This window comes from Ruegeria sp. A4, from assembly GCF_056543025.1.
In genome coordinates this window covers 163,074-175,354 of sequence record NZ_JBQGAW010000005.1, presented here as the reverse complement: position 1 = coordinate 175,354, position 12,281 = coordinate 163,074, and the positions used below count along the sequence as shown (strand labels likewise).

The 12,281-nt window shown below is 57.2% G+C and carries 7 protein-coding genes; 5 read left to right on the top strand and 2 right to left on the bottom strand.

What is annotated here, in order from left to right; genetic code table 11:
• Positions 1-2: 2 nt before the first annotated feature.
• The 5 genes from ACR0E2_RS15225 (at position 3) to ACR0E2_RS15205 (ending at position 9,563) form a co-directional block, all read left to right on the top strand.
• Positions 3-3,914: an Ig-like domain-containing protein gene (locus ACR0E2_RS15225; protein WP_480446986.1), complete on the top strand. Its 3,912-nt coding sequence runs from the start codon at positions 3-5 to the stop codon at positions 3,912-3,914.
• A gap of 47 nt (positions 3,915-3,961) precedes the next feature.
• Complete coding sequence (locus ACR0E2_RS15220; RefSeq protein ID WP_480446985.1) at positions 3,962-4,795, top strand: SapC family protein; 834 nt, start codon at positions 3,962-3,964, stop codon at positions 4,793-4,795.
• A gap of 166 nt (positions 4,796-4,961) precedes the next feature.
• Entirely contained in the window at positions 4,962-6,125 is a 1,164-nt protein-coding gene (locus ACR0E2_RS15215; protein WP_480446984.1) for a TolC family protein, read from the top strand.
• Positions 6,122-8,269 (top strand): type I secretion system permease/ATPase, encoded by a 2,148-nt coding sequence (locus tag ACR0E2_RS15210; RefSeq protein WP_480446983.1) that lies wholly within the window; start codon positions 6,122-6,124, stop codon positions 8,267-8,269. Before ACR0E2_RS15215 ends, ACR0E2_RS15210 begins: the two co-directional genes overlap by 4 nt.
• Positions 8,253-9,563 carry an HlyD family type I secretion periplasmic adaptor subunit gene (locus ACR0E2_RS15205; RefSeq protein ID WP_171233236.1) on the top strand — a complete coding sequence of 437 codons (1,311 nt, stop codon included), beginning with the start codon at positions 8,253-8,255 and terminating at the stop codon, positions 9,561-9,563. The genes ACR0E2_RS15210 and ACR0E2_RS15205 overlap by 17 nt, the downstream gene beginning before the upstream one ends.
• Before the next feature lie 142 nt (positions 9,564-9,705).
• On the opposite strand, the gene ACR0E2_RS15200 is transcribed toward ACR0E2_RS15205, so the two are convergent.
• Together ACR0E2_RS15200 and ACR0E2_RS15195 are read right to left on the bottom strand one after the other, a co-directional pair.
• Positions 9,706-10,407, bottom strand: coding sequence for a response regulator transcription factor (locus tag ACR0E2_RS15200; RefSeq protein WP_152460491.1), 702 nt, complete (start codon positions 10,405-10,407; stop codon positions 9,706-9,708).
• Positions 10,407-12,272: a PAS-domain containing protein gene (locus ACR0E2_RS15195; RefSeq protein WP_480447019.1), complete on the bottom strand. Its 1,866-nt coding sequence runs from the start codon at positions 12,270-12,272 to the stop codon at positions 10,407-10,409. Before ACR0E2_RS15195 ends, ACR0E2_RS15200 begins: the two co-directional genes overlap by 1 nt.
• Positions 12,273-12,281 lie beyond the last annotated feature (9 nt).

Below are 12,281 nucleotides of genomic sequence, written 5' to 3'. Positions count from 1 at the left end.
AGATGAGCAAAACGCCAAACAGCACATCCTTTCCTGTTGCGATGATCGCGGACACCACATGCGAGGGCAAGATGACCAAAGCACCTGAGGCCAACAATCGTCCGGCGGCTGACTCAACGGACGGAGATCGCAAATCTCAAGTTCAACAATGGATCAATGGTAAGCTTGGTCGTTGGGCGGGTCGAGGCGCGGCTGGCGGCCTCATGTCCACTTTGATGGCATTGCCTGCCTTGTCACAAGCAACCATCGAAGAGCTTTACGCCTTCCAGTTCGCAGAGACAATACCGGGTGTACGCTCCGCCAAGTTGCTGAAAAACGGCGATGTTCTTCTGAAAATGGCAGACGGTCGAACCATGATCGTGGCGGCGGAAAACGTGCAGGTTCTGGACAGCGGCGCAATCATGATTGCGGAAGCGGCGGTTGCTGAAATCGCCCAGTTCAGCGCAGCTGAAGCCGGTGCAGCAGCTGGCGGAATCAGCGGCGCCGGGGCTGCATTGGGCGGCCTCGGGCTGGCCGGCGCAGCTGCCGCTGCGGGCGGGGGCGGTGGCGGCAGCGGCGATTCCCCAGAACCTGTCGCGCCAGCGCCTAAACCCCAACCCCAACCGGAACCGAGCTATACCAGCCTGAACCTGGCCGAACTTCAGGCAACGGCATTGAACAGTGCCATTACCAATGCCGCCGCACCCGAAGGAACATCGACAGTCGAGGTCACCATAGGTTCGCTGGTCAAAACCGTAACACCCAACGATGACGGCAGTTGGAGCATTTCTCTCACTGCGGCCGAAGCAAATGCGCTTCCGCAAGGCGTCTCTACGGTGACAGTCAGACATCTGGACGATTCAGGCACGGAACTGTCCAGCGAATCCGTCAAGTTCGATATTGATACAATTCCGCCAACCCTGTCGATCACCGGGTTTTCCGATGGCGCTGTTTTGAATGCGATCGAACAGGCAACGGATCTGACGGTCACCGGAACAACCGATGCAGAAGACGGGCAGACCGTTACCGTCTCAATGAACGGGCAAAACTATTCGGGCACGGTATCCAATGGACAATGGAGCGTCACCGTTCCCGCAGCAGACCTCTCGGCCCTTCCTGATGGCGCGACGATTGCCGTTACCGCGGATGTTGCTGACGCGGCGGGAAATCCCGCACCACAGGCGAGCGGGAGCTTCGATACTGATTTCACTGCACCAACTGTTTCTCTGGATCCCGTGGCTGGCGGCTCGATAGAACTGATCGACGTCGCCGGCGACCTGGCCTTGACCGGTTCCACCACGGCAGAGGATGGTCAGACCATCATCGTTACGTTCAACGGACAAGTGCACACAGGCACCGCTTCTGGCGGAAGCTGGAGTGTAACGATCCCCAATTCCGATCTGAGCAGTCTTTCCACCGGAGTACCTGCATCTGTTCTGGTAGCCGTCGAGGACGTGTCGGGCAATCCGGCAGTGCCGCTTCTAGTATCGGTTCCCGTAGACCTGACCGGTCCTTCCATTTCGATAACACCGCTTCCTGTTGGTTCCGTACTGAACGCAACCGAAGCCGGATCCGACTTGACCATCAGCGGGCTGACGTCAAATGTTGAGGATGGTCAGCAAGTTACCGTAACCTTGGATGGTCAAACATATTCCGGAACAGTATCCGGCGGGGCCTGGAACGTGACTGTGCCAGCTGGGGATCTGGCGTCCTTGTCGGATGGAGGCAACTTCTCTGTTACCGCAGATGTCGACGACGCCAGTGGCGTGACGGCACCGCAGGCCGCAGTGACACTTTCCAAGGATGTGACCGCGCCGACGCTCAGCATCGACAGTTTCTCGGACGGAGCTGTCATGAATGCAGCCGAGCGGGCCACGGATCTTTCCATCTCGGGCAGTACGACAGCTGAAGACGGGCAAATCGTAACCGTCAGTCTGAACGGGCAGTCCCATAGCGCAACGGTTTCCGGCGGCAATTGGAGCGTAACTGTACCTGCTTCGGATCTGGCAGGTCTATCTGACGCGTCGACCGTCACCGTGACCGCTGATGTCTCGGACGCTGCCGGGAATCCGGCACTGCAAGCGAACAACAGCTTTACCACCGATTTCACGCCACCGACGATCGGAATTTCAACCGTATCCGACGGGGCCGTCATGAACGCCGCTGAACAAGGAACCGACCTGACGGTGTCAGGAACTTCCGATGCGCCGGACGGAACAGTTGTTACCGTCGAAATCACGCGCGCTGACGGCACTACGGACGTCACCGGAACGGCTACGGTAACCGGGGGTACTTGGACCTATACGGCAACCGTGACAGATTTGTCTGCCCTGCAAGACAACGAGACTTACAATATCAATGCGTCGATCTCGGACGCGGCGGGAAACAACAATCAAACCACGACAAGCTTTGCCACTGACTTTACAGCACCTTCGATAACCATAAACAGTCTGCCTGTGGGTGCCGTGTTGGACGTGACCGAGAGGGGCGTGGATCTTGCAATCTCAGGCACGACCACGGCTGAAGATGGCCGGCCCGTTTCGGTCACATTCGGCGGGCAAACCTATACAGGCGTTGCATCAAATGGTTCGTGGGCAGTTACCGTTCCAGCAAGTGATCTTGGAATGCTCTCTGACGGAACGAGCTATACCATTTCCGCCACTGTTGACGATCTGGCAGGAAACAGCTCGGCCGCGGCGAACAGCTCACTTTCCACAGATTTTCGCCCCCTGTTGACGTTGAACGATGTCGGGGTCAACAATTCGATTGGTCTTGCCGATGCCAAAGCTTCCGGAATTACTCTCGGCGGGTCATCGACCGGATTGTCAGTCGGCCAGTCGGTGGATGTCACGTTAAACGGCAGTTCGGTCGGATCTGCAACGGTGGCCGCAGACGGATCCTGGTCGCTGGCTGTCGCGGCGTCCAACTTTTCGGCAGTGGAGGCAGGTGATGACCTTGTCTTTTCCGCGCAGGCGACCGTCGCGGGTGGACCAGATCCGCTGCCGGTTTCCGAGCAGGCCGTTGCGCATGAACCCGCCGCCTATGTGATCTCTGAAGTTGGGCGCTCGGGATCTACGGTGACATTCGCAATCCATGCCGAAGCCGACCGCGATATCTCTGACGGTCTGGCTTTGACGGCAGAGCTCGGATTTGACCCTTCGGTTGTCACATTCAACACGGCGTCGGTTTCGGAAAACAACGCCTTCGATTTGTTCTTGGCCAGCCCGGGCGCCGGAGGCGCGATGAATTTTGCTGGCGCGGCGACAACCTTTACAGATCTTTCTCAGCCGCTTGTCACCTTCACGATGACGATCCAGGACTCCAGCCAGACTATTGAGCTGACAATCAAAACGTCTGATGGCGGGCCAACGACAGTGCAGTTTGGCGCCATTGGCGATGACACGCTCACCGCTGCGAATACGGACACCATCACGCGCGGCGGTGACAGCGACGATACCATTGATGTTTCCGCAGCAGGGCGAGACATCGTCGTCTTCGAGGCCGACCCGGCCAGCAATGGTACAGACACTGTGACTGGCTTTACGATTGGCCCGGCTGCGGATGTAACCGACGCATTGATGTTCCATGGGCTGGACACCAACACGCTTCGCGGTGATGGCACCGGATTCGAATTGCTTTCCACCGGAGACACGTTGGGCACGAACACCGGATTTGTCGGCCTCAGCACGGTACTCACCGACCTCAACCTCAGCACAATCGAAGCCGCTGTCGAGAGTCTTGCCGGAGCCATGGCGGGCGATGAGCTTTACGTGATGGCAACCGACGGAACAGACAGTGTTCTGGTCAAGGTAGATTTCCAGGCGGCGAACGATGCCAGCGTTGAAACCGTGGCCACGTTCCAAGACCTGAGCGATCTGAGCGGCCTGACCGCAGATAACATCCTGCACACTGACCCGACCGGGGCAACGGCCTGATCCAGACCGGCGCACATACAGACGTAATTCAACATCATGAGGCGGTTATGGCACAGAATGGCTTAACTCCGGTCAGTCTTGGACGACATGGTCATCGGTTCTGGAGGCGGTTCACCTCGTTCGATTTCGCACGGACTATGGCAGATTGCCCTGTGGTCGAACTAGAAATTCTTCAGGCCGCCGCCACATTTCCAATCACTTTTCGGAAATCTGAACACGGGTTTTATCCAGTGGCTGTATTGTCCATGCAACCGGACCAGCCTACGCCATTTGTGTCAGCACATGGCAAATGGCTCGCGACTTATGTGCCATGCGTCTTGCGCTGTGCTCCGTTCCGGCCACGACTGATTGAACCGGATGGTAACGGCCATGACGAATTGCTTGTCGACGAAACGGCGGGGCTTGTCACTGACAATCCGGAAGACGAGGTATTCTTCGACAAATCAGGTCAAATTGCGCCGGAACTGAAAAAAGTCGCAGCTTTCTTTCGCGCCCTGAAAGTGTCGATGAAATACACAACTCATCTGTGTCGTGTTCTTGCTGACATGGGATTGTTTGGTCCGCTCACCACTTTTCAGGGAGTTGAGTTTCCGAGCGGGCATTTTGGCGTCACGCAGAACGCCCTGGAGAAAATTCCGCGCGCGCACTTGTCACTGCTTACTTCGAATGGGGGTTTGCGACTGATTCACGCTCATCAGATTTCGCTGACCCACAGTATCTGGCTGACACATGCACATGCCCGCGCGCATCGGGAAGCTGATACTTCTCTGACACAACAGACCACCGGTGTTTCAGGGTTCTTGGACGCGTTGGTTGCGGCGCAACAGAAAGAAGAAGCCATGGACCATAGCAGGCAGGAGGGTCATCATGCGTTCTTGTAAAGCAGTTTTGTCCTGGGCTGCGTTCGCTCTGCTCGCAATACCGTTGTCCGCCTGCACGCCGCTTCCTGATTTGACCCCAGTGGCAGAGTCCTTTGCACCCGGGACCACCGGTGCCGGGGCAGCAAAGCCATCGGCAAAGCTCAGCAGTAGTGCATTTGGACAACGCGTGCGCCAGGCGGTAGAGACAAGCCCGACATTGGCGCAAAGCAATACCAGGATGGATATCGCATCAGCCAATCAAGATGCAGCGGAAGGCGCCTTTCTTCCGCAGATCTCGTTGGGAATAAATGCACGGTCCGAACGGGTCGAATCGGATACTGCAGATGTTTCACCCTATCTGAGAGTTTCACAATTGGTTTATGACGGTGGGGCTGCCTCGGGGGATCTGACAGCAGCCCGGGCACGTGTTCTGGAAACACGGGGCGATCAAATTCAGACGGCATCAGCCACGGCGCTGGCCGCCATCGAGACCTATGTGCTTGTCATTGATCAAAGAAAGTTGCTCCGCATCGCGGCTGACAATGTTTCGGTTCATGAAGAACTGGTGCGTCAGATTTCGGATCGCACAGCGGGCGGCGCCGGTTCAAATGCAGATGTCCTGACCGCCCAGTCCAGAATGGCAGATGCGCGCACAAGACTGGCTGACACACGAGCACGAACTGATCGGGCCGAAGCGCGGTTTCGAGAAGTGTTCGGGACTTTTCCCGGATCATTGCCCCCTCCTGTACCAGCTCCACCGCTGAACAGAAGTGATGCCCAGATCGTGATGAACAGCCCTCAGATCCGCAGGGCGGATGCCGGCTTGCTGGCAGCCAAAGCCGAATGGTCGGCCGCGCAGGCACGGCGCAAACCGAACGTTCGGGTCGCCGCATTTGCCAACCAGGATGACACTCGGGATGCGAATTTTGGCGTGGATCTTTCTTTCAACTACGAGCTTGACAGCACCGGCCAACGCCGCGCCGCCATCGCAGCAGCAGAAGCCAAAGTGAAAGAAGCGGAGTTCGCCAGAGAGCAATTGGTTCGCGAAATCATGCGGGAACTGGGCTTTATTCGATCCGATCAAAAAGCAGGCGCAGAACGGCTGCGCGCGGCCCGTATTGCAGCAAGTGCCAATGCCGACAATGTTGCTGCATCCCGCGCACAGTTCTCGATTGGGCGTCGCAGCCTGATCGAAATTCTGGACGCTCAACGCGATTACGTAAATGCGCAGGAACGCCTGATTCTGGCCGAACAGAGTTATTTTCTGACCAACTACGCGGCACTGAGCCTTACCGGAGACATTCTGGACCTGCTCGGACTTTCGCTTGGCAATTGGAACGAGGTGAAATGAGCACGTTGAAATCAATGCCGGATCGCGCCCGTTTGACATGCTACGAAGCCTGCATTCTGAATATCGCCGCGACGCTTGAACGCCCTCTGACCCTTGCAACGATCCAGGCGTCGCAGACCGGTTCAGACGGGGATCTGACTGTTCGTGACATCCTCTCGGTGGCGGAAAACACAGGTCTACAGGCGGGCTATGGCGCGCGGCGCATCGCGAGTTTTGACGAAGCATTGGCTCCGGCCTTGTTGCTGATGACCGAAAACAAGGCTGTTGTGTACCATGGCCGCGCAAAAAACGGTGCCTTGCTGGTCTATGACCCGGAACTTGGCGAAGGAATCGGTGAAGTTTCAGAAGGACAGCTGGCCAAGTCCTACACCGGTTTCGCGGTCTTGTTTCGGCGAAATCATACAGATGAACTGGACACCGGTCACACGGCTTACCGAGGTCATTGGTTTCGTGCGGCGCTGTCCGCCAATCGATGGACTTACATACAGGTTGCTCTCGCCGCGGCACTGGCAAACCTTCTTGGCTTGTCGACCTCTGTTTTTATCATGGTTGTCTATGATCGCGTGTTGCCCAATGAGGCAACCGAATCGCTTATTGCCTTGACGGCGGGCGTGGCCCTGGCGCTGCTATTCGACTTCGCGCTGAAATTGCTGCGGGCAGCATTCATCGACAGGGCCGGGCAAAAAGCCGACTTGCTCATGGGGCGGCGAATTTTTGACCACGTTCTGAACATCCAGATGAAGTCACGCGCGGGTTCCACCGGCGCCATGACAAGTACCATCCGTGAGTTCGAGACCCTGCGCGAGTTCTTCACGTCCGCAACGCTTGTTGCCGTCGTGGATCTGCCGTTCATCGGGTTGTTCGTATTTGTGATTTACCTGGTCGGCGGACAACTGGCATTGGTCCCGGCTCTGGCCGTGCCTGTGGTTCTGCTGACAGGTTTGGCCGTACAGCCGCTTCTGTCCCGCATGGCAGAAAAGAACCTGTCTGACGGGCAATCCAAACAATCGATCCTCGTGGAAGCTGTCTCGGGCCTTGAAACGATAAAGACAACGGCCGCGGGCCGGCAAATGCGTTCCCGATGGGAGCAGGCGATAGAACGGCAATCCTCGCACGGTGCTCAGAGCCGGGCCGTTACACAATTTGCTCTCAACCTCACCGGTTTTACGCAACAAGCGGCACAGGTGTTGATCGTATTTTATGGTGTTTTTCTGATCACAGACGGTCAGACCAGCATGGGCGCTTTGGTTGCCTCGGTGATGCTGACAGGGCGGGCACTGGCACCTTTGGGGCAGTTGGCGCAGACGTTGACAAGGCTTAACCAAGCCCGAAGCGCATACCGAAACCTCAACGCGCTGATGATGGCGGAAAGCGAACGCCCACAAGGCCGAACATGGGTGAACCGGCCCCATTTCAAAGGGGCGATCGCCTTCAACAACGTGTATTTTTCCTACCCTGATCAGGGGGAAGATACCCTGCAAGGCGTTTCATTCACGATCAAACCGGGTGAAAAGGTGGCGATCCTGGGTCAGATTGGCTGCGGGAAAAGCACCATCGCACGTCTTTTGCTTGGATTGTACGCGCCGCGTGTAGGATCTGTCACATTCGAAGGCCTTGATATCCGCCAGATCGATCCTGGTAATCTGCGACGCAATATCGGATCCGTCCTGCAGGATATATGGCTCTTTTCCGGATCAGTCCGGGACAATATCGCAAGCGGCACAATCCGGCCAAAAGATCACGAACTGATCGAAGCAGGCCGCGCCGCCGGGGTTGAGGATTTCGTGGCCAACCATCCCGGGGGTTACGATCTTCAACTCGCGGAACGCGGCGAAGGCCTCTCTGGCGGACAGCGGCAAGCCATTGCCCTGGCAAGGGCACTCATAGGCCGTCCGCCGGTTCTCCTGCTGGATGAACCAACAAGCGCGATGGATGTCAAAACCGAAGCCCAGGTTATCCAACGTCTGAAAGAATGCACGGCAGAGTCCACCATGGTTGTCATTACACACAGAACCAGCCTGTTGGAGCTTGTTGACAGAGTCATCATCCTTGAACACGGGAAAATCGCGGCGGATGGCCCCAAAAGCATGTTGACGCAACATGTTCGTCGGACAGGGAGGCGCTTGAATGTCGCAGCATCCTGATCTGGCCACCCTGGCGCGCGAGATGCAGGGACGCTCTCCTGTTCGGAGTTCCTTGCTGCTTTTGGTGATTCTGCTCTGCCTGATCGCCGCGCTATTGTGGGCGCATCTGACCGAACTGGACGATGTCACGCGCGTGGACGGCCGGATCGTGCCTTCCGGAGACATCCAGCTGATCGAAGCCACCGAGCCCGGCGTATTGCAGTCGTTGCATGCGCGCGAAGGCCAACTGGTCGAAAAAGGTTCACTGCTGATGGAACTGGAAACAACCCAAATTGACAGTCAGCTCAGTCAGGAACAGCAACGCGCGTTCGGGCTGATGGCGCGCATCCAACGTCTTCGGTCCGAAATTGATGGGACACAACTGGATTTCGATGTTCAACTGATCAACGGCGCGCCTACCGTCGTGCAATCCGAAACTGCACTGTACCAAGGCCGGCAGGCTGAGTTGGAGGCAGAAATAGCCATCCTGGAGCGTCAGCGTCAGCAAAAACAGCGAGAGTTTGAGGAAGGCCTGGTCGATCAAGTGACGGCAGAAGAAACCCTGGTGGTCCTGGCCGAAGAGAGGGCCATCATGGCGCCGCTGGTCGAGCGTCAAATGGAGCCTGCAACAACATTGCTTGCGTTGCGGCGGAGTGAAGCCGAATGGCGCGGTCGCAAGGTGCGGGCAGAAGCTGTGACCAACAGGTTGCAAACGGGCTTGGACGAAATCGATGATCGGATTCAAGCGGTGCGAAGCCGGTTTCGCAGCGCCGCGCTGACGGATCTGGCGCTTGCTACTGCCGAGCTGGCTGCCTTGCAACCCGCCCTGCCCGCTTTGCGCGACCGGGCGTCAAGGGCACAGGTTCGGTCTCCGGTACGCGGCATTGTAAACCGGATTCATCGCTCCACCATCGGCGGTCTCGCCCGCAGTGGAGAGGACCTTGTTGAAATCGTGCCGCTGGACGACACATTGCTGGTTGAAGCCTATGTAAAGCCTGAGGATATCGCGTTTTTGCACGCTGGTCAGCCTGTGAAGGTCAAAATCACGGCTTATGATTTCGCACGATACGGGGCGCTGGATGGTGAAATCATCCGCATCGGTGCAGACACGGTCACACGATCAGAGCGGAATGACGAAGAGGTCTTTGTGGTCGAGATCCGAACCAAAAGCACCATGCTTGATGGGAATGGCATAGCGGTCGAAATCATACCTGGAATGATCGCCGAAGTGGACATTCTATCTGGTCGCAAAACAGTGCTGGATTATATTCTGCAACCGGTTGTGAAGATAAAGGATCAGGCATTGCGCGAATGAGCGATGGGGTAATTGGGGGCAGACGTGTCACTTCCGATACGGAAATCTCGGTGTCAGCAGCTTCAGCACGGAAGGCTCGAAAGGGTCAAACAGACATGGAAAACAACTCATCTGACCAAGTCTCGGCCGGTTGGATCTGCGTCTACTTCCAACCGACATCACCCAAAAATATATACCCCGCCCCGTAGATCGTCTTGATCAACCGCGGGTTCTTGGGATCCTCTCCCAGCTTGGTACGCAACCTGGAAATCCGAACATCCATCGCCCTGTCAAAACTGTCTCCGGCTGCGCCGCCCAGGGACTCCTGCATTTGTCCCCTGCTGATCAGCCGCTTGGGGCTTTCCAGAAACAGCCGCAGGACTTCCCCCTCTGCATGGCTGAACGGCGTTTCGTCACCTGATTCACTTTCAAGCACGTATCGGTCAAAATGTGCGGTCCAGCCGTTGAATTCCGCCGTATCCGAATGAGAGGTCTGAGTGCGAGGTGTTCTTAATCTTGCCCTGATCCGCGCCACGACTTCCGCAGGGTCAAACGGTTTTGTAATATAATCGTCTGCCCCAAGTTCCAGCCCCGTAACACGGTCCTGCACCTGCGCGCGCCCCGAAATGATGATCACGGCCGCGCCTTGTTCCAACGCCAGACGATGAACCAACGCCAGCCCATCCGTATCTGGCAATGACAGGTCGACCAGACAGACATCGGGCGTCACACGGTTGAGCGCAGCCTCGAATTCTCGCGCGCGGGAAAAACTCTGCGTACGGAAACCGGCATCCTCCAGAGCGTCCGTCAGGATACGCCGGATTTCGGGTTCGTCGTCGAGGATGGTAACCAGCGGTTGCGTCATCAGGCGGCCTCGGTTTGGATCAGGGCTGACAATTGAGCCTGCGAAAACGGTTTACGCAACACCGGGGCCAACGCAAGGGCGCGCTGGTACAACGGGTCCGAACTGGGCAGCGATGTCATAAGGATACATGGCAATCCCGGCTTCACCTGCCGCAAAATATCCAGACCTGTACCACTTCCTTCGAGACGGATATCGGACAGGACAAGAGAAATGTCTTCAACGCTGTCTATCAACGCCAGCGCCTCATCTACCGAATTGGCCTCGATGACGGCGAAGCCCAGCTCTACCAGCATATCCCGAAACTGCCCCCGCAAATCTTCGCTGTCTTCGACCAGAAGCACCAAACCGCCTTGCACGGGCGGAGCTGGCCGATAGGGCAACCGCAAAACGACGGATGCGCCCGATGGCGTGTTCTTGAGGTTCAGATCGCCCCCGGCTAGCTTGACAGTGTCATACACCATGGGCAGTCCAAGCCCCGACCCGTCGCTTCCCTTGGTGGTAAAGAACGGGTTCAGCGCCTTTTCCAGCGCCTCAGGTGTAAAGCCCGGGCCGGTGTCCGATACGGTGATTTCAACCCAGATTTCTCCGATGGTATGCGCGCTGATTGTAATCTGGCCCGAACTGCCGCAGGCATCCCGCGCATTCAGCACCAGGTTCAGCAACGCATCCTGCACCATTCCCGGGTCCAGCATCAAAGCCCGGTCGGGCAAAGTGTTGACCACCGACAAACCGACGCCGCGCGGCAAGGAAGGCGAGGCCAATATTCTCAGGTCTTCCAGCAGCGCCTTCATGTCCGTGGCCTGAGGATGTGGCGTTCGGTTCCCGGTCATGTCCGCAATCCGGTTCAGCAATTGCCCACCCCGACGCGCCGTTTGCTGTGTCGCGGCAACCAGCTCATGTGCTTCATCCGACAGGTCCATTTTGTTCAGTTTGGACTGCATCCCAAGGATGATCGTCAGCAAGTTGGAGAAGTCATGAGCCAATCCACTGGTCATCTGGGCGGCCATAGCTCGGCGGCGCGTTTGCTGCAAAACGACGCGCGCCTGCGTTTCTTCGGTGATATCAACCGACATTACATAGACGCCACCGGCGTCATCCGGCGTGAATGAAACGCGGATGCGGCGGGAATCCTGATCCTCGTTGAACTCGAATACGGAGGTTTCTCCGTCATAGGCTTTTGCCAGATGCGTTTTGACCCGCCGATACGCGGCGGCACCAAGCGCTTCGGATATGTGAAGCCCAAGAATCTCCGACGGACGTCCGGGCAGGACCGCGCTCAAACGGCGGTTGGAGTAGTCATATCGACCAGTGCGATCCAAATGCGCGATATGAGCCGGCATCATTTCGGTCATCATGCGTGTGCGGGCTTCGATTTCGGTCAGCTCGCGTTTGGCCTCTTCCAATGCCTTGATCGTGGCCGCAAGCTTTCGGTTGGTTGCAGACAGTTCTTCGGCGTGGCCAAGCAATTGTTCCGACAGCTCTTCTGATCGCGCCCGCAGCAGGTTTTCGGCACGCCGGGTGCCGGTAATGTCAGTGTAGACCGCGACCCATCCGCCCTGTGGCAACGGCGCGCCCTCTATCGAGATAACCTGCCCGTTGGGCCTTACGCGTTCCATGTAATGGGGCTCGAAAGCCAAAGCCTGCTCGACGCGCAGGTTGACCATTTCGTCCACACTTTCGTCGTCACCGTATTCGCCACGGCTGGCGAGAAAATGGATGGTATCCCGAAACAAGGCTCCGCGTTCGACCAGCTCGTCCGGCAGGTCGAACATTTCTTTGAACCGACGATTGCTCAGCACCAGTTTCAGGTTGCTGTCATAGATCGAAAGCGCCTGACCGATGAGATTCAGTCCGGCAGTCGTCATCGCCTTTAT